This window comes from Aquirhabdus sp. (assembly GCF_046462495.1).
Lineage (GTDB): Bacteria > Pseudomonadota > Gammaproteobacteria > Pseudomonadales > Moraxellaceae > Aquirhabdus.
The window spans coordinates 1-18,945 of record NZ_JBKGVE010000010.1; the positions used below are offsets into that span (position 1 = coordinate 1).

Annotated in this window: 21 protein-coding genes; 7 read left to right on the forward strand and 14 right to left on the reverse strand. The window is 43.4% G+C overall.

Translation table 11 applies throughout. From position 1 onward, the window contains the following. Positions 1 to 72, reverse strand: a 72-nt coding sequence (locus ACLHG7_RS12035) for a cold-shock protein (protein WP_410211608.1), incomplete at its 3' end; no start/stop codon positions are given. A 169-nt stretch (positions 73 to 241) separates the two neighbouring features. Continuing rightward, positions 242 to 481, reverse strand: a complete 240-nt coding sequence (locus tag ACLHG7_RS12040) for a hypothetical protein (RefSeq protein ID WP_410211261.1) — start codon at positions 479 to 481, stop codon at positions 242 to 244. Positions 482 to 817: 336 nt separating this feature from the next. Here ACLHG7_RS12040 and aroQ point away from each other — a divergent pair, with 336 nt between their 5' ends. The 4 genes from aroQ to queE all read left to right on the forward strand — a co-directional run bounded on the left by aroQ (position 818) and on the right by queE (position 3,962). Next, entirely contained in the window at positions 818 to 1,270 is a 453-nt protein-coding gene (gene aroQ / locus ACLHG7_RS12045) for a type II 3-dehydroquinate dehydratase (RefSeq protein ID WP_410211262.1), read from the forward strand. A 109-nt stretch (positions 1,271 to 1,379) separates the two neighbouring features. Further along, complete coding sequence (gene accB, locus ACLHG7_RS12050; RefSeq protein ID WP_410211263.1) at positions 1,380 to 1,805, forward strand: acetyl-CoA carboxylase biotin carboxyl carrier protein; 426 nt, start codon at positions 1,380 to 1,382, stop codon at positions 1,803 to 1,805. 52 nt (positions 1,806 to 1,857) lie between these two features. Next, positions 1,858 to 3,216 (forward strand): acetyl-CoA carboxylase biotin carboxylase subunit, encoded by a 1,359-nt coding sequence (gene accC, locus ACLHG7_RS12055; RefSeq protein ID WP_410211609.1) that lies wholly within the window; start codon positions 1,858 to 1,860, stop codon positions 3,214 to 3,216. 32 nt (positions 3,217 to 3,248) lie between these two features. Then, positions 3,249 to 3,962 carry a 7-carboxy-7-deazaguanine synthase QueE gene (gene queE / locus ACLHG7_RS12060; RefSeq protein ID WP_410211610.1) on the forward strand — a complete coding sequence of 238 codons (714 nt, stop codon included), beginning with the start codon at positions 3,249 to 3,251 and terminating at the stop codon, positions 3,960 to 3,962. Between the two features lie 90 nt (positions 3,963 to 4,052). On the opposite strand, the gene ACLHG7_RS12065 is transcribed toward queE, so the two are convergent. Next, positions 4,053 to 5,537 (reverse strand): sodium:solute symporter family protein, encoded by a 1,485-nt coding sequence (locus ACLHG7_RS12065; protein ID WP_410211264.1) that lies wholly within the window; start codon positions 5,535 to 5,537, stop codon positions 4,053 to 4,055. Positions 5,538 to 5,820: 283 nt separating this feature from the next. On the opposite strand from ACLHG7_RS12065, the gene ACLHG7_RS12070 reads away from it, so the two are divergent. Next, complete coding sequence (locus ACLHG7_RS12070; RefSeq protein WP_410211265.1) at positions 5,821 to 6,270, forward strand: nucleoside deaminase; 450 nt, start codon at positions 5,821 to 5,823, stop codon at positions 6,268 to 6,270. 59 nt (positions 6,271 to 6,329) lie between these two features. Here ACLHG7_RS12070 and ACLHG7_RS12075 read toward each other — a convergent pair whose 3' ends face one another. The 3 genes from ACLHG7_RS12075 to ACLHG7_RS12085 are packed head-to-tail and all read right to left on the reverse strand — an operon-like array spanning position 6,330 to position 9,255. Beyond that, positions 6,330 to 7,721 (reverse strand): NAD(P)(+) transhydrogenase (Re/Si-specific) subunit beta, encoded by a 1,392-nt coding sequence (locus ACLHG7_RS12075; protein ID WP_410211611.1) that lies wholly within the window; start codon positions 7,719 to 7,721, stop codon positions 6,330 to 6,332. 33 nt (positions 7,722 to 7,754) lie between these two features. Then, positions 7,755 to 8,093, reverse strand: coding sequence for a proton-translocating transhydrogenase family protein (locus tag ACLHG7_RS12080; RefSeq protein WP_410211612.1), 339 nt, complete (start codon positions 8,091 to 8,093; stop codon positions 7,755 to 7,757). A 40-nt stretch (positions 8,094 to 8,133) separates the two neighbouring features. Then, complete coding sequence (locus ACLHG7_RS12085) at positions 8,134 to 9,255, reverse strand: Re/Si-specific NAD(P)(+) transhydrogenase subunit alpha (protein WP_410211266.1); 1,122 nt, start codon at positions 9,253 to 9,255, stop codon at positions 8,134 to 8,136. Between the two features lie 294 nt (positions 9,256 to 9,549). Between ACLHG7_RS12085 and ACLHG7_RS12090 the strand changes: the two genes are divergently transcribed. Together ACLHG7_RS12090 and ACLHG7_RS12095 are read left to right on the forward strand one after the other, a co-directional pair. Further along, the gene (locus ACLHG7_RS12090) at positions 9,550 to 10,629 is read left to right on the forward strand and encodes a M14 family metallopeptidase (protein ID WP_410211267.1); all 1,080 of its coding nucleotides are present in this window, start codon (positions 9,550 to 9,552) and stop codon (positions 10,627 to 10,629) included. 16 nt (positions 10,630 to 10,645) lie between these two features. Then, entirely contained in the window at positions 10,646 to 11,140 is a 495-nt protein-coding gene (locus ACLHG7_RS12095; protein WP_410211268.1) for a nuclear transport factor 2 family protein, read from the forward strand. A 1-nt stretch (position 11,141) separates the two neighbouring features. Here ACLHG7_RS12095 and ACLHG7_RS12100 read toward each other — a convergent pair whose 3' ends face one another. The 8 genes from ACLHG7_RS12100 to ACLHG7_RS12135 form a co-directional block, all read right to left on the reverse strand. Further along, a complete protein-coding gene (locus tag ACLHG7_RS12100) occupies positions 11,142 to 11,585 on the reverse strand; it encodes a DUF4870 family protein (RefSeq protein WP_410211269.1) in 444 nt (147 codons plus the stop codon). Between the two features lie 48 nt (positions 11,586 to 11,633). Further along, positions 11,634 to 12,092 (reverse strand): type II secretion system protein GspM, encoded by a 459-nt coding sequence (gspM, locus tag ACLHG7_RS12105; RefSeq protein WP_410211270.1) that lies wholly within the window; start codon positions 12,090 to 12,092, stop codon positions 11,634 to 11,636. A gap of 56 nt (positions 12,093 to 12,148) precedes the next feature. Then, complete coding sequence (gspL, locus tag ACLHG7_RS12110) at positions 12,149 to 13,420, reverse strand: type II secretion system protein GspL (RefSeq protein ID WP_410211271.1); 1,272 nt, start codon at positions 13,418 to 13,420, stop codon at positions 12,149 to 12,151. Between the two features lie 16 nt (positions 13,421 to 13,436). Further along, positions 13,437 to 13,913 (reverse strand): phosphohistidine phosphatase SixA, encoded by a 477-nt coding sequence (gene sixA / locus ACLHG7_RS12115; RefSeq protein WP_410211272.1) that lies wholly within the window; start codon positions 13,911 to 13,913, stop codon positions 13,437 to 13,439. Positions 13,914 to 13,964: 51 nt separating this feature from the next. Beyond that, a complete protein-coding gene (locus ACLHG7_RS12120) occupies positions 13,965 to 15,044 on the reverse strand; it encodes an NAD(P)H-dependent glycerol-3-phosphate dehydrogenase (protein WP_410211273.1) in 1,080 nt (359 codons plus the stop codon). Positions 15,045 to 15,114: 70 nt separating this feature from the next. Then, positions 15,115 to 15,684: a nitroreductase gene (locus ACLHG7_RS12125; protein WP_410211274.1), complete on the reverse strand. Its 570-nt coding sequence runs from the start codon at positions 15,682 to 15,684 to the stop codon at positions 15,115 to 15,117. After that, the gene (locus tag ACLHG7_RS12130) at positions 15,681 to 16,844 is read right to left on the reverse strand and encodes an alpha/beta fold hydrolase (protein ID WP_410211275.1); all 1,164 of its coding nucleotides are present in this window, start codon (positions 16,842 to 16,844) and stop codon (positions 15,681 to 15,683) included. The genes ACLHG7_RS12125 and ACLHG7_RS12130 overlap by 4 nt, the downstream gene beginning before the upstream one ends. A gap of 176 nt (positions 16,845 to 17,020) precedes the next feature. Further along, positions 17,021 to 18,919 (reverse strand): SurA N-terminal domain-containing protein, encoded by a 1,899-nt coding sequence (locus ACLHG7_RS12135; RefSeq protein WP_410211276.1) that lies wholly within the window; start codon positions 18,917 to 18,919, stop codon positions 17,021 to 17,023. Between the last annotated feature and the right edge of the window lie 26 nt (positions 18,920 to 18,945).

Below are 18,945 nucleotides of genomic sequence, written 5' to 3' on the forward strand. Positions count from 1 at the left end.
ATTGCGTTGAATGAAACCAAAACCTTTGGTATCGTTAAACCACTTTACTACGCCTTGTTCACGTGTCGTCATGTTTGCAATCCTCTATCGAGACAACTAGAAAAGCTTGTCCGGTGTTGAATACAGCAAAGAAAACACGAAGCAAAAGCTGGGCTCATTTCCGTTGTCATTCTGTGAATCATTCAGCAGTTCCGGTTCAAACCTATTAAAAAGATAAAAGGACCTAAGAATTAAGGTCGATTTACAAGCCCAGCTTAACACGAAGTAGCACACATGCAAACCCCGTCGTGAGTATTATCACCACAATAATCCAGCTTATATCTTCAATACGTAATCCTTTACGCCACAATAAGCCTAATCCTAGCCCAGTTAATAGCAAAATAATCAGTAATAGGCTCTGTTTATGCCAGATATTATTCACTATTTCTATTGAATCAGCAGTAAATGCACTGATTGCACCCCCTTGCACCATTTCTTTCACCAATTTTCCCTCTTAAGCGATGATTAAACATAAAAATGTATCTGAATATTTCAATATAGACGATATTTAAACCCGTAAATGGCTACTTAAGCCATTGCATCGTTCTACAATTTTGCGTATCTTACTTACAAAGTATGGTATAAAACGGCATATTTCGAAGGAGTTTTTACTTCGAAGGTTTTCCAAGCACACTACTGTTTACGTTGTAAAGAAACATTTAGTTGCATTATTCTCTATTTTTAACATTTTATATCCTATTCTGTTAAAAATTTGTATACATCTACCCTGTATATAGTTGAGAAGGGTTTTTATCGTGATTTAGCAGGAGCGCTTTAGATGGTCGATGTTTTGGTATTGCATGGTCCGAACCTAAATCTTTTAGGGCAACGCGAAACAACCCTTTATGGACATACAAGTTTAAATGACATTAATGCCTCACTGACTACTCTTGCTGAAAAAACAGGCCTTCAACTCGAAGGCTTCCAAAGCAACTGGGAAGGCGCTTTAATTGACAGAATTCATTTAGCCCGCACAGATGGGACTCGCTTTATCATTATTAACGCTGGTGCACTGACTCACACCTCCATTGGAATCAGAGATGCCTTACTCGCCGCAGAAAAACCTTTTATAGAAGTTCACTTATCCAATGTCTATGCACGGGAATCATTCCGTCATCATTCTTATTTTGCCGATAAAGCCGTTGCCGTCATTAGTGGTTTAGGCGCAGCAGGTTATCGCGCCGCATTAGAATACGCCATTGCACAATTGAATTCGCAATCAAAAAACTAAAGACGTACATATCCACGGCTTAACACCACGTGGATGGACATAGAACATAAAAGCTGAATCTTGACCACATTTTTATATCAACGTTTTGATTTTTAAAGAGACTGAACACATGGATATTCGTAAAATTAAAAAACTCATCGACCTTATGATTGAATCCGATTTAGAGGCCATTGAGGTGAAAGAAGGCGATCAATCCATTGCATTGACACGTCGCCGAGCTGTTGCCGCTACTGAGTCTTATGCTCATGCATCCGCACCATTAAAAATAAATACCGACGCAAGTCCTGCGCCTGCTTCAGGACGACTTGAAACCTCTCCTATGGTCGGTGTGTATTATGCTGCCCCCAATCCAGGTGAGCCAGCGTTCATTAAAGTGGGACAAAAAATTCAAGCGGGCGACACCATTGGTATCGTTGAAGCCATGAAGATCATGAACCCCATACAAGCCACTCAAAGCGGTACGGTTGCTGAAATTTTAGTTAAGAATGGTGATGTTGTTCAATTTGGTCAGTCTTTAATTCGTTTACAGGATTAATCAGATGCCGCACCAGCAGACTCAAGACTTAGGGAAAACCCCAGTGACTAGTATGGAAAAACCGCTACTCCGTAAAGTATTGATTGCCAATCGCGGTGAGATCGCTCTACGTATCGCACGTGCTTGCCGTACCTTAGGAATTAAGACTGTAGGTGTTTACTCAAGCGCAGACAAAGATCTTATGCACTTACGCTTCGTCGATGAGGCTATTTGTATAGGACCCAGCTCAAGCAAACAAAGCTATCTGAATATCAATGCAATCCTTACCGCAGCCGAACTCACTGGTGCGGATGCGATCCATCCAGGTTATGGCTTTTTATCTGAGAATGCCGAATTTGCAGAAGCCATTGAAAATGCAGGAATAGTTTTCATCGGGCCACGTCCAGAACATATTCGTTTGATGGGCAACAAAGTATCAGCCATTAACGCCATGAAAAAAAGCGGGGTTCCAACGGTCCCTGGCTGTAATATTGCCATTACGGCAAAAAATGCATTATCCGAATCGGAGAAAATTGGCTTTCCATTGATTGTCAAAGCTGCATCTGGCGGTGGTGGCCGTGGTATGCGTATCGTGCATTCAACTGAAACACTGATTGAATCCGTTCAAGCTGCTCAGCATGAAGCCGCAATGTGGTTTAATGATGAAACCGTTTATATGGAACGTTTCTTACTGACCCCGCGCCATGTGGAAGTTCAAGTATTAGGCGATGGTGGAGGTCACGCCATTCACCTCTATGATCGTGATTGCTCTTTACAACGTCGTCATCAAAAAGTACTCGAAGAGGCTCCAGCACCAAACATTCCAGAGCAAGCACGTGCAGATATCCTAGCTGCTTGTGTACGTGCATGTGAATTGATGCAATATCGAGGTGCAGGAACTTTCGAATTTTTATTTGAAAATGGACAATACTTCTTTATTGAGATGAATACACGTGTGCAGGTTGAACACCCTGTAACAGAAGCGATTACAGGTGTCGACATCATTGAACAACAACTTCGTATTGCCTCAGGATTAGGACTTAATCTGAAACAAGAAGACATCGTTGCTCGTGGCCATGCCATCGAATGCCGTATTAATGCCGAAGATCCAAAAACTTTTGCACCTTCCCCCGGCAAAATCACGCAATTCCACATTCCTGGTGGTGCGGGCGTACGCATGGATTCACATCTCTATAATGGCTATACTATCCCGCCATTTTATGATTCATTGATTGGCAAGCTGATTGTTCACGGCAAAGATCGTCCCACGGCTCTCGCTCGAGCGCGACAAGCACTGGATGAAATGGTGATTGAGGGCGTGAAAACAAATATCCCTCTACACCGTGATGTCATTTTAGCTGATGAAACGTTTAATCAACATGCTGTTGATATTCATGATTTAGAGAAACGCTTGTTAAAAGAATCGCATTGATGGCAAAACCCAATTCACCTTGAATAAGGCAAATTAACCCATTGCGCTCTACACAAATCCCCGTCACTGATCCAGCCGCTGGGCTGCGCATCACTGAGATTTTTTATTCATTACAAGGCGAAGCCCGTGATTCGGGCTATCCCACTGTCTTTGTACGCTTAACGGGCTGCCCATTACGCTGCACCTACTGTGATACTGCCTACGCATTTGAAGGCGGAACACGTTGGTCTCTGGATGCTATTTTAGCAGAAGTCGCACAGCATGAAGGTGTTCGTCATGTTTGCGTGACGGGCGGTGAACCGTTGGCACAACCCAACTGTATTCCTTTATTACATGCGCTTTGTGACGCTGGTTATGTTGTATCACTTGAAACCTCAGGCGCAATCGATGTCTCTACAGTGGATCTACGCGTCTCTCGGGTTGTCGATTTAAAGACACCAGATTCTGGCGAAATGAAGCGTAATTTATTAACCAATTTACCGCTCTTAACTAAGCATGACCAAATTAAGTTTGTGATCACCAGCCGTACAGATTATGAATGGTCACGGGATATGCTAAAAGTGCATGCGTTAGATAAGCTGGTCGGCGAGGTCTGGTTTTCACCTTCTTTTGCGATTGAAGTTGGACAAGTTAAACTGCCACAACTTGCACGCGAGCTTGCAGATTGGATTGTTGAAGATAAACTCCCCGTTCGCTTCCAACTTCAGTTGCATAAACTGCTTTGGCAGGATGAAGCTGGTCGATAGTTTCTTGATAAACAAATGATCTACCCAAGAAAAAACCTCATTTTAAAATACTAAAATGAGGTTTTTTCTTGGAATGAATAGATGGCTAATTTAGCCCCCTAAAACATTTTGATCTTTCAGATGCTGCCCAGTCCGTAACTTATGATGAATATGCGGATCATGCGATGCATATTGAGGAATGAGTGATCCAATCAACATGCCCAAAGCACTCGCTATAACGCCTACACCTTGCGGAGTCAATACCTGTAGTGGCTCAACAAAAGCAGGGCCAATCAGCATCGTAATCCAAGTGACCAGGCCCATAACGACCGCTAATAAAGCCCCTTGATTGGTTGCTTTAGGCCAATAGACACCACATAACAATGGAATAAATGCAGCTACCAAAGTCACTTGATATGCATTTTCAACCATCTTAAAAATACTCGCTTTAGAATGCATTGCATATAAGGTTACGATAATCGTAAAACAGACCGTCACAATACGCATATTGCGCAGTAATTGTTTGTCGGTCATGTTCGGAAACATAGGCTTTAAAATATTTTCAGTAAAGGTCACTGAAGGCGCAAGCAATGTTGCAGAAGCACAACTCTTGATTGCCGACAGCAACGCACCAAAAAATAAGATCTGCGCAATCAACGGAGCTTTAGTCATCACCAAGGTCGGTAAAATCTTTTGAGGTTCCGAATCAATCAAACTTGAGACCATGTGAGGATCAAGAAGCGTTGCCGAATAAGCCAAAAACATGGGGATAAAGGCAAATACAAAATACATGACACCGCCCAGCACAGTTGCCCATACAGCGATTTTAATCGTCTTCGCAGATTGGACACGCTGAAAAACATCCTGCTGTGGTATTGAACCAAACATCATGGTGCACCACGCTGCAATAAAGCCAGCTATTGCAGCAAAATTATGTTCTGGCCAAAAATTAAACTTGCCTGCGTTCCAAGCATGCTCAGCAACAACACCCACACCACCAACCTGCCCAGAAATTTCCCCACCAATCCATAGCATTCCCAAAACAATTACAATCATTTGAATAAAGTCAGTAATTGCAACGGCCCACATACCGCCAAAGAAGGTATAAATTAAAATAGTAATTGAGCCGATCCACATGCCTTGCACATTCGTAATTGCTCCATCGGAAAGGAGATTGAAGACTAGACCTAGTGCGGTGATTTGTGCACCAACCCAGCCCAGATAAGAGATAACGATCGCAATCGTTGTCATAAATTCAACTTTACGACCATAACGGAGTTTATAAAAATCTCCAATGGTCAGTAACTTCATGCGATACAGTGGCGCTGCAAAAAACAATCCTACTAAAATCAGGCATAAAGAAGCACCGAATGGGTCGGCGACAATACTGTTTAAACCACCTTGCAAAAAGGTAGCAGGAATTCCCAGTACCGTTTCTGAGCCAAACCAAGTTGCAAAAACTGTGGCTGTGACGACATAAAAGGGCAAATTACGTCCAGCAATCGCAAAGTCGCGTGCATTATGAACAAGACGACCAGCCCATAAACCAATGGCAACAGAAATTACCCAGTAAGCAATGACAAACCCAAATAACATTCCCCTTCCCCCATCAAGTCAGTCATTAATTTAAACGGCAGAGAATAACTGACAGTGAACTAAAGAACAACGTTGACTGAACAGCTTTTATCTGTTTCTAACATGCACAAATCATGCAATATTAATGATTTTGGCTTGAGCCCTAGGTCTTATGGTGACTAAAGAACTTAGTTCTGCTAACACTACATATAAAACAGTGTCTTATGTAGACTTAATGGTGGCATGACAAATGCTTATAGAAATACATCGGCATAAGTAACGATTGAAAATCAGGATGCAAGAAATGATCAGTTATGAGGCTATGCTAGAAATCGCACTTGAGGAAGCCAAAATTGGGCATGCAGAAGGCGGTGTTCCTATAGGTGCAGCCCTCTTTGATCGCATCACAGGAAAACTTCTAGGGCGTGGGCATAACAAACGCGTTCAGGATGGTGACCCATCATCCCACGGTGAAACCGACGCCTTTCGCAATGCCGGCAGACAGCGCAGTTATCGAGATACGGTCATGGTCACTACTCTCGCCCCATGTTGGTACTGTAGTGGATTAATTACCCAATTCGGCATAGGAACAGTGGTCGTTGGTGAATCAGAGACATTTCAGGGCGGGATTGATTGGCTGACCGAACGTGGCGTTAAAATTATTCAGATGGACTCCATTGAATGCAAACAGCTCTTAAGTGGGTTTATTCATGAGCATCCTGAGATTTGGAATGAAGACATCGGTGAGCTATGAGCTCTCTCCATAAAAAACCGCTCTGATAAGAGCGGTTTTTCATTCGACAGGTTTAGAAATTAATGACCGCCGCCATTAACTGCTTTATACATGTCTTCGATGACTTTCTTCGCATCACCGAAAACCATCATCGATTTATCGAGATAGAACAGATCATTGTCTAGACCCGCATAACCAGTAGCCATAGAACGCTTAATGATCATGACTGTACGGGCTTTGCTTGCTTCCAAGATCGGCATGCCATAGATTGGTGAGCTTGGATCATCTTTAGCTGCAGGGTTTACCACATCATTCGCACCGATAACGAGTACAACATCAGTCCCAGCAAAGTCAGAGTTGATCTCATCCATTTCCAGAATGTCTTCGTATGGTACGTCTGCTTCAGCCAATAGAACGTTCATATGACCAGGCATACGACCCGCAACTGGATGAATTGCAAAGCGTACTTTTACGCCTTTTTCCTTCAAGGTATCTGCAAGTTCTTTAACCGCATTTTGAGCACGTGCTTGAGCCATACCATAACCCGGTACAATCACCACGCTGTCCGCATTGGACATCAAGAAACCAGCATCTTCTGCAGAACCTGAACGGTAATTCTTTTGCTTTTGTTCACCGTCCGCAACGACAGTTGCAGCAGCGGCACCAAAGCCACCGAATAATACGTTGAACAATGAACGATTCATTGCACGGCACATCACATACGACAGAATCGCACCAGATGAACCGACCAGTGAGCCCGCAATGATCAACATGGAGTTGTTTAGAGTAAAACCAATACCTGCTGCCGCCCAACCTGAAAATGAATTCAGTAAAGACACAACCACAGGCATATCACCACCACCAATAGGGGCGATCCACACATAACCAAATGCCAATGCAAATGCAGTCATGGCATAGAACGATGTCATTGACTCAGTGGTGAAGTAATGAATACCAAAACCAATCATGGCAATAAACAAGATAGCTTGTACAGGTTTAACCCAGCCGCCCTTGATGGTTTTTGCCCACTTCTTGGCTGCTAATTTACCATAAGCAAATAATGATGCAGTAAACGTAATCGCACCGACAAAACAACCAATGAACAACTCAAAGCGATGAATACCATCGTGGTAGACACCTTCATGCAAAACAGCCGCAATAGCGATACAGACCGCAGATAGACCCACTGCAGAGTGCATCATCGCCACAGTTTCGGGCATATGAGTCATGGCTACAGTACGCGCGCGATAAAAACCAATCGCACCACCAGCAACCATAGCAGCAATAATCAGCCAAACCACTGGACTCGCAGGAGCAGGAACAACGAAGAAAGTCGTAATAATCGCGATAGTCATCCCGATCATACCGTAGCGATTACCTTGAATCGCCGTTTTTGGACCAGACAAACCACGTAAGGTCAGAATAAACAATACGGCACCAACGAGGTAAAACCAATCGGCGTATTGCGACACAAAATCATGCAGTGCTGACAATTCGTATTCTCCTTATTTCTTTTTCTTAAACATAGCAAGCATACGTTCGGTGACCGCAAAGCCCCCGAATATATTGATGCTAGCCAAGAATACGGCAAATGCACCCAGCAAGCTGGTTGGTGTAATATCTTTAAATGCTGCTGGATCAGTGCCAGTACCGCTGCTAACAACCTGCAGCATCGCACCGACAATGACAACACCAGAAAGTGCATTCGTTACTGCCATCAAAGGCGTATGCAGTGCAGGTGTAACCCCCCAAACCACGTAGTAACCGACGAAAATTGCCATAACAAAAATAGTGAATATACTCACGAATGGAACACTGGCTGCATGAGCAACGGCTTGATTCATGATTTCAACAGGAAGAACTTCAGGATTCATGTCTTTCTCCTTAACCGCGCTTCAGTAGTACTTGACCACCATGAGTGACAAGCAATGCCTTTTGGATCTCTTCTTCTTGATTAAGTTGCAGATTGCCTTCTTTATCAAAGAGTGTTGATACAAAGTTAAAAACGTTACGCGCATACAACGCAGATGACTCAGTCGCAAGCGTTGCAGGAATATTAGGAATCCCTAAAATCTTCACGCCATTTTCAGTCATTACGGTTTCGCCAACAACCGAACCTTCAACGTTACCACCCGTTTCAACAGCCATATCAAGAATGACAGAACCGGGTTTCATTTTAGCGACTGTAGCTGCTTTGATGAGACGTGGCGCGTTACGGCCAGGGATCAGTGCTGTTGTAATGACGATGTCCGCATTAGAGACTGCTTTATCAACAATAACGGCTTGATCTTGTACATATTGTTCAGAAGGAATCCAAGCATAACCACCAGTACCCAATGCTTTGGCTTTCTCTTCATCCGACATGGGTACATCAAGCCATTTGGCACCAAGTGACTCGACTTGTTCTTTTGCGGTTGGACGCAAGTCAGTTGCTTCAACCACTGCACCCAAACGTTTTGCGGTTGCAATTGCCTGCAAACCAGCAACACCGACACCCATGATGACGATACGTGCAGGTTTCACAGTACCTGCTGCAGTCATGAGCATAGGGAACATGCGTTGATATTCATTTGCTGCCAATAAAACTGATTTATAACCAGCCAAGTTGGCTTGCGAGGACAAGACGTCCATATTCTGTGCACGTGACAATGTGCGAGGTAACAACTCTAATGCAAACGCAGAGACACCTTGAGCCGCAAATGCATCCAAATCAGGATTGCGGTACGGATCAAACATCCCAATCACGATGGTGTTTGCACTAATTTTTTGAATTTCTTCGGCTTTAGGCGCGCGAACTTTCAAAATAATTTGGCTGCCTTGATAGGCATCATCCGTAATCTTTGCACCGGCTTGTTCAAATGCGCTATCGATGTATGAGGCTTTAACGCCTGCACCACGTTCGACAACAATGGTATGACCGACTGCAATGAGCTTTTTAACGGTTTCAGGGGTAGCAGCGACGCGAGTTTCGCCTGCAACGCTTTCGGCTGGTATTCCGATTTGCATGAGTATTCCTCAAGCTATGATTGTGGGTATGAAAGCTTTTGATAAAAGTCTTTCGTGCTAAGTCCTACACAAAGGCGTGTGATTGTACTGCAAAATACTACCTATTTTGCCAGTGAATGACGATATTTTTTTATAAATGTTTACATAGTGACCGAAATTGTCTATGTGAACAAAATAACCTTTTGTTTTATTTTAATAATATTGAAACCATCGACATGCCATAATCTATCAATTGTATGCTTTTTAGAACCGTGATAACTTTTCAAAGAACTTAAATTCAGGAAGACAATGGTCGTGGACGCTTTCTTTTCTAAGAATTATGCAATTGCACGCGAACATTTTAAGCAATCTGCCCAAAATCTAGGAATGTCTCTGGAAAATTTCCCTATTGGCCAATTCGGGCCCAATGGAGAAATGCTTAGCATTGATATTGCCATTCAATCTGGAAGCATGCCCAATCAGGCACTACTTATTTCCAGCGGATTACATGGCGTCGAAGGTTTTTTTGGCTCCGCAGTGCAGTTAGCCGTGATGAAACAATGGCAAGATGACCCGCACTTACGCCCCACGCAACGACTTATTTTAATCCACGCTCTAAACCCTTATGGCTTTGCATGGCGACGCCGTGCCAATGAAGATAATGTCGACTTAAATCGAAATCTTATTCTCTCTTGTGAATCCTTTCATGGTAGTCCAGCCATTTATAAAGATATAGACCATATCTTGAATCCCAAACGCCCACCATCACGCTGGGATTGGATCAATTTTAGATTGATATGCCCTACTGCTAAACATGGGCAAGCTATTCTTGAGCAAGCAATCACAGCGGGTCAATATGATTACCCGCAGGGACTCTTTTACGGAGGAACAGAACCATCTTATTTAAGTAAAATACTGAGTGACAATCTTGACCGCTGGTTAGGCTTAAGCCAAAAAGTAATACATTTGGACTTTCATACAGGATTAGGGGCTTGGGCAACTTATAAATTACTCTTCGACCATCCACTCAGTGATAACCAATATGCGTGGTTAAAATCTTATTTTGGCACCGTATCTGTCGAAGCCATTAGTGATGAACAATCTGGATGGAAAGGAGGTTTAGGGCATTTCTGTAAGACGTATGCAAAAGATCGTGACTATATATGTGCTTTAGCAGAATTTGGAACCTATAAAGGATTACAAGTCCTTGCTGGACTTCGAGCTGAGAACCAAAGCTATTTTTGGGGTAACTCAAATAGCAGCAGAACAGAATATACTCGGCAACGCTTAGTCGAGTTATTTTGTCCCAAATCCGCAAGTTGGCGCAAAGACTCAATCAGACAAGCCATCACGCTGGTCGATCAAGCGATTAATGGGTTGAGTACAAAATCTTAATGATGAAGAACGTTATATGAAGAAAACTACCCTATTTATTTTGATTGCAACCCTATTTTGGCTTAGCGGATGTACTTCTATCGGACATCAATCAGGCTCACTTCCAAACGATGCCCCGCTATTCAAAACAATCTCAACTCTTGATCAGCAGGTATTCGATACCTTTAATCATTGCGAAGTCTCTGAGCAGCTCCAAAAACATGCAAGCTACTTTTCGTCAGACGTTGAGTTTTATCATGATACTGGCGGTGTGACATGGACACGCCAAGAGATGCTTGCGAATACTGAAAAATATGTCTGTGGAAAATTCCATCGAGAACTAATTGCCAATAGCTTAGAAGTTTTTCCAATCAAAGGATTTGGTGCAATCGAACAAGGTACGCATCGCTTTTGTCAACTGGCAACCCATACCTGCGATGGTATCGCCAATTTTATAATCCTCTGGCGTCATCAAAACCATCAATGGCAAATTACCCGCGTTATCAGTTATGGCCATCGCCCCAATAAATAGCTTAAGGCACACTCTTTCTGGAAGCCAAAGCCAACCATCCACGCACAATACGATAAAGATGCCAAAAAATCACAAATATCCAAAGTAAGACACCCGCAAACACCAGTATCCCACTCAGAGAGAACAAACTAAATCCTGTCACGGCATTATCAGAGAACACTGCTGCAAATCCTGTGGGCAACCCCAAAATCAGCAGAAAAGTCGCGATGACTGCAAAAACAATACTGTACCAAAACGTATGAATCTGCCAATCAAAATGACTCTGTAGCCAGGATCCTTGCGCTTCACCACGTTTAACATAGTTGATGATAATCGCAACAAGCCAAGTCAGCCCCGCCGTGAAATAACTCAAGAAGTACAGTGCATAGGTAATATGGTTGATAAAGACTAAGCCATCATCATTTGGGGATAACAACTGTGTTTGGTTTGTAGTGCCATTACTCATAATCTTTTCCCCTTTTCATCAATGAATGAAAACTCAAATTCAAGCGCTTTATGGTTTAGTCAAAGTCGCCTGTAACTGTAAGACGCCGCCTGCTTGTTGTTCAATATCTAACTGATCAACTTGTATACCTGATTGGGCAAGTCTGGTCAGCCAGCTCCCCAATACTGCAAAACTTTGATGGCTCGTACTCACTGCAATTTTCCCTGCAGTTTCGGTTTGAGTCACGGTTAAACCTTGCTGAGCAGCAGCGTCTTGTATAATTGTTGAAAACGGCTGAGAAACACCCGTGGTCGCCTGCAGATGCGGGGCTTGACCACGCATCCATAATAATAATTGACGAGCCTGATCTGCATTCTCTTTGGTCACTTCAGCTTTATGATGTAACCAATACCCGCCTCCAAAAACAATGAATATTACTAAAAAACTGCCTAAGATTTTTAAAGCCAGTTGATCACGCTTTGGCAACTGCTCAAAAGCCGCGTTCAATTGCGTCAATTTTGCATTCATTGATACTACTAATGAACTCGTCTCGATCTTTGCTATCGACGTCTTAAAGATATTGTTCATTGTTTCACCCGAATAATTCCTGAGACCTGACCAGAGGAAGCTTGATTCTGGCCTGCGGACTTCCCTGAAGCCGAGTTGGCAGAGCCCAGCTCGGCGACCAACCCTTGTGCAGCAATCTGTGTTCGGAGACTCTCTAATGCCGGTAGACTTGAGGCATTGACTTGAAGTTCTAGCTGCCCTGTTTTCGCACCTTCAGCACTTGAACTTGTAAAATGAATCTTCTTGGCAGGCAAGTTCGCTTGACTCAGTACAGGACCCACTTGGCTTAGCAATGTCAACGCAGTCATATCAACACCGCCCGCGCCGACAAGATGAGCTTGCATTTGACGTTTAATATTTAAAATGCGATGTTCATCAGGGAACCATTGGCGATACTGTTGTTCAATCTGGGCTTTTGTCGCAATCTCTACCGCGTGATAACGCCAAATTCGCACTGCATCATAGATCATCTGAATTGCGATAACGGCCACCAAAACTGCAATAACCACCTTCCAATAGGAAGAGAGACTGCTCTCTTGTATATTGGTGACTAAATTATAGGCGTGCTTAGTCACCTTTTGATCGACCGAGAAAACTTCAGATATCGGCGTATCTAACAAGGTCCACTCCAAACCACTGACATTTTTCTGCGCATCCAAAACAACTCGATCAGCCTCAGATAGCTGTCCAATAATCTGGATCTCTTTAACTTGATTAAGACGTGCTAACGTAATGTCTAAATGGTCGGCAGATACTGCATAGGACTCGTCTAGTCTGAGAATACGATTATGCCCATCCAGAAACAAAGTCGCACGTCCAGAGGTCAGTGGTAATAGTAAGAAGTCCGGTAACAACCCAACCACTCGCCAAGGCATTAATCCTAATGCCGATAAAAGTGTTGCTACATCATGCTGGGGTTTCGCAAGAACTGTCAGAAGATTATCGCGTAGTTGATAGCGCACATCGAGTTGATCAATAGGTGTCAGTGAAAACTCTTCAAGTAAATAGCGCACCCCTTCCATACCAATCTGACGTAATTGTTGGCGCGTCATAGGTTGGTTCAGCATTTGGACACTTGAGGTTGGAAAAAAAACCACAACCTCAGATTGAGCTTCAGGTGCAGTGGCTGCCAGCAAAGCATCCCAGCCCACAGCAGTTTGCCAACCGACAACTAAATCAGTGCTCTTTAACACTTCGCGCGAAACGCGCCAGCGAAATAAATCTTGCGCTACAACACCATCACCACTCTGATGAAAAGCACTGCGTTCAGGCATCCATAAATACAGCATTATTTTCCTCTCCGGCTCATCGGCCTACATCCGCAGATGGCACGAAACGCGCACGCTCAACAGAAAATCCTAACAAAATTGAAGATTGCTCAAATACACGTGCTTCTGCTAACTCGAAACCTTCCGGATCTTCATCAAGCAATAGTCCCGCCATATAAGCGATAACGTTCATGTGACAAACCACGACAATACACTGTGCTCCATGCTGGGCAAGCTGCATGGACAATTGGTCCAATGCTAAGCGGGGATCCGAGTCTGGGGTGATACTGTCCAAAATTTTGACAGGAACAGTGGGCAATTGGCCTTGAAATGACAAGAGTGTTTGCTGTGCTCTTCGGTATGGGCTGACAACCAATAAATCAGGTGAATATTGAGCCAAGATTTGTTGGGTTGTCCACTGGGCTTGGCTAATGCCGCGTGCAGTCAGATTTCGTCCAGCATCGTCAGCCTGATAGGGCTCCGCCTCACCGTGGCGGATTAAAATTAACTGCATAACCGATGATTATCCTTAGAGGTTACTTCAATAAATAGTGCAAGCTTGAAATTAAGAGACTGGTGTTGTATTAGGTAACACAAATTCAACATCACTTCTATGACCATTTTGCATAAGCGCCAATGCAATTCCAAGCGGAGGCTTACCTTCATAAATAACTTCGTATAGCGCGCAAGTAATAGGCATATACACATCTAAAATTTCTGCTTGGGCTCGTACTTGACGAATCGTATTAATCCCTTCTGCGGTTTGCCCTAATGCTTCAACTGCTTCAGCAAGCGTTTTCCCTTGTCCAAGAGCCAAACCAATCTGATAATTTCGACTTAAAGGGCTACTACACGTCGCTATTAGATCCCCAACGCCGGACAAGCCCAAGAAGGTTAATGGATTTGCACCGAGTCGAACAGCAAAACGACTCATTTCGGCCAATGCACGTGTCAACAACATACTGCGTGTATTTTCACCCACATGGTATGCGGCCCCCATACCCATCGCTACAGCGTAAATATTCTTTAAAGCCCCGCCAAGCTCCACACCTTGCACATCGGTATTCGCAAAAACGCGAAATAAAGCACTTGCAAGCGCTTGATGCACAGCAAACCGTACAGCTTCACTCGGACTTGCAATAACAGTTCCAGCAGGAATGCCAGCCATCAGTTCTTTTGCAAGATTGGGACCAGACAATACGCCATAAGCGACTTGCGGTAACTCTTCCCGAATAATATCACTCATCAACGCAAAACTATCGGGCTCGATACCTTTAGTCAGAGAGACCACAGCTTGCCCAGTAATAAAAGGTGCGATTTGACGTAAGACCTCGCGAAATGAACTACTGGGTATCGCAACTAAGATGAGATCACGATCGCGAACGGCAAACTCAATATCGCTGGTAAACGACAAATTCTCATCCATTACAAAATCAGGTAAATAACGTTGATTACGGCGAGTCTCCTGCATTTCTTTAGCAATAGCCGGATCCCGAATAAACATCCGCGTATCACAACCATTGCGCGATGCGACATTTGCCATTGCTGTTCCAAAGCTTCCACCACCCAGAACCGTGACACGCATCGGAACTTTGAGACTAGAAGTCTCGGGTGATGTTTTTTTATCGATCGCAATATCGGTCATAAATCTAAAATATCCATTTTAATATCAATAGGTTTAAAGCAAATACTATTATTTTTTCATTTAATCAGCATTAAATCCACTCATGGAGAAAGTGATTAACATCAGGTATCTCACGTGCTGCAATGTCACGCGATAAGGAACCGATATAAACAAAGCCCGCAATCACATCATGTTCTTTTAATCCAAACGCGGCTTTCAGCACTGGAGACTCTGTAATCGCCCCCGTACGCCACATCGAACCATAACCTAATGCTTTTAACATCAATAATATATTTTGAATTGCCGCCCCCATACTCAGGACTTGCTCGACAAGAGGAACTTTAGGGTGCTCTTTCGTATCAACAACGCAAACTAAAATCATTGGCGCACGTAAGGGCTGCCCACGAACCTTATTTAAAGCAGTTTCATCAGTCTCACCACGTGCAATTAAGGCTTGCCTTAAAACCTCACCCATTTTTAGTCGTGCATCCCCACTGACTGTCAAAAAACGCCAAGGTTGCAGTCGATGATGATCCGGTGCGGTCAACGCTGCCTGTATAGCTAATTGCAGCTCATGCGAACTTGGCGCAGGTGCAGATAACATTCCATCAGACTGACGCGCATTAATCATTTCAAATAACGTTTCGGCTTGTGTTTTCATGTGGGTTCAACTTCTGCAATATCTGACCTTAACGCAAGCCAATCTGCAGCAATCACCCATGTGGAATGAGCAGCCCGACTTCCTGTAAAAATTCCAGCATGTCCACCAGAAACGACCTGAAAGGTCTTGTCTAATGAACCCACAACATTCATGACTGCGCTTGCAGAAGAAATACTGGTAATGGCATCACGATCTCCAGCGAAAGCCAGCAAAGCGCTTTTTATACGACTAAAGCTCACCTCATGACCACCTAAATTAAAATGACCCCGATTCATTCGGTTGGCAATGCCAAGCTTTTGAATCATTTCAAGCACTGTCGCACCCGGATAATCGGGCATATTGCTAAACCACTCATTCATCGTCATATAACGGCTGACATAATCATCATCCGCTAAATTCCTGATTAAATCGATATAACTTAACACCGTAGCAGCAGGTGATGAGGCCTTAAACAGAACAGACAGAATCTTACCATCCACATGAAATAAATTAGGATCAAGCTTGGAAAGCTGCGACCCCGTTACCCGTCGAATTAAACCTGTCGGCCCGGAAATCAACAACGATAACTTCCCAATCCCATTTCCCATCTGATGCAGGTTCACAGGTGATGCAATCGTAATGAGATTCCGCACAGCATCCGTCCCTCGAGCTGCGGTATACATCAGAGACAACAATCCCCCCATGCAGTACCCTAAAACTGAAACCTCGGTTTGACCACTATGGGCTTGTATCGCTTTAACAGCTTTTGGAAACCAGTTCAGTGTATAGGTTTCTAATGACAATTCTGCTTCGCCGCGACCTGGTTTTCCCCAATCAATCAAATAAACCTGAAAACCACGAACGAGAAAATAACGCACCAATGAACGCTCAGCCATTAAATCAAAAATCCACGCATAAACACCCAATGGTGGAACAAGAATTAAGGGGATCGGAAAATGCTTTTTATTAACAGGAAGTATCTCCCCCTCAATATCAATGCGATTCTCTGGTAGCGGTGGATAATAATGAACTGAAAACAAACCCTCACGTAAAAGCTCAATCCGTTCCGTCTTATCCTGCAACCAATACCGCTCAGGGTGGCTACGACGATTGATTGAATTGCGCAGCCCCATGCGAGTCTGTCTAAAAATATAAGTGATGGGTTTCAATATGGAGGGCATTCGTTTCGCCTTATACTTATGCATTAATTTCCTTTTTTCATTGTAGGGAATTTAAGTCCATGTGCAAGATGCAAAGCGTTAATTAGTGAGATGAAATCATTGGAATAACGAATCCTTAAAAATAAAAAAACCCATCACAAGACAGGTTTTTTTATCAATCAAAAGATCAGTAGCGATTAAGAACCACTTTTACTCTTTGCACTGAATTTTTCAATTTTAGCGTGACCTTTCAAGTATTCAACATAATCATCAAGTTCCAACTGACCACTTAAGCTATTCAAAGACTTCTGTAGTTGTGGGCGTTGCTGAAGCATCTCAGGAGAAACACCACTAGTCACTTTACTCACTGCGACAACAGTCACACCGCTAGGCGCTTCAACAACAGTTGCATTCACACGACCTTCCGCAGGTGCCGCCAAACTAAACGCAGCTTGTGATAACGCCTTGGTTGGTAACCCCCCTTGACGTCCTACCCCAGCCATATTCTGAAAGATTGTCGCAAAGGTCTGTGCAGTTTCTGCCAACGACTTTCCAGAATTTAAAGCTGTAGCAATCTCCTGAGCTTTTGCTTTCGCAATTGCTAAAGCACCTTGCAATTGCAATATAGTGCGAATTTTCGGTGATGCTTCTGCAAGCGTCAGCGGCTTCACAGGCAAGTATTGGGTCGCTTGCAACCAGACTGTGCGCGTAGGAGAAACAGTAATACCACTCGTCACTTTACGATCTTTAACAGTTTCATCGCTGAATGCAGTACTCAGTAAATCTTTGTTTGCAAAATCACCACTGCCACCAACACGACCAATTAACCCAGAATGAGAAATTGAAAGATTATGCGCTTTAGCCAAGTCTATAAGTGAATCTGAACTTGCGGCTTGCTCATTAATCTGACTGAGCGTATCTGCATAAATTGCATCTAATTTGGCTTGATGCACTTCAGTTGCAAGTTGAGCTTTCAGACTATCAAACGAAGGAACATTGCCTTTTTTAATCTCAAGCAACTTAATAATGTGGTAGCCGAATTGGGTTTTAATCGGTTCAGAAACCTGATTTGGCTGCAAAGCAAACAAGGTTTTCTCAAACTCAGGGACATACATCCCATGACCTGCAAAACCCAAGTCACCATTATTAGCCGCAGAACCCGGATCATCCGAATTTGCTTTTGCTAAAGCACCAAAATCTGCGCCAGCCTTAAGCTGAGCAGCGATGCCATCAATTTTCTTCTTGGCTGCATCCGCACTCAGCTTATCAGTTGAAACCAAAATATGCTGCGCACGACGTTGCTCATCTCCCGCCGAAGCTTTAATCATATCTTGATAACGTGCTTGCAAGTCAGCATCAGTTACTTTCACTTGCTCATTTAAGCTACTGCTATCTAAAGCCAAATAATCTAGATTGACTTGCTCTGTACTCTTCAGCTCAGTTTTATGCGTATCGTAATAACTCGCAATTTGCGCATCAGTAACATTCACTTGAGGAAGATAAGGAGAGGCCAAAACTGTTGCAAGCTCAACATCACGCTTTTCAGACTCTAATGCCAAAATGCGATCAGTCTCAGGACCGCTAATTAAGCTTGAATGAGAGATCCCTTCGATCAACAAATTCTGAGCAGACTGATCACGAATCATTTTAAAAAGTGAATTACGGTCATTTCCACTATTTTTTAAATACGCTTGAAATAGCTCTTCAGAAAACTTACCGTCCTGCTGAAAATTTGGTACTTTATGGATTACTCCGATAATCTGATTATCACTCATGGTAAAACCTAAGCGCTGCGCTTTCGCAAGGACTACATTCTGCGCAATCATTTTATCTAAGATTTGCTGATTCAGCACAGTCTCATCGATCAAATCTTCATTGCCACCCACTTTAGCCAGCAAGGATTTGCGCTCATTGCTAACACCTTGCTCAAGCTCAAGTCTTGTGATCTTAGTTTTATCAACGGTTGCGGCAATTTCACTATTGGTACTACCTCCACTGAAGTAACTTTCAACGCCGAATAATACGAATGGTAATGCTAGAATTACCATGAGCACTTTGCCCAGCCAACCCCGTACTAATGTTCTAAAGCCTTCCATAAATCCTATTTCCAGTTCAGCAGGCA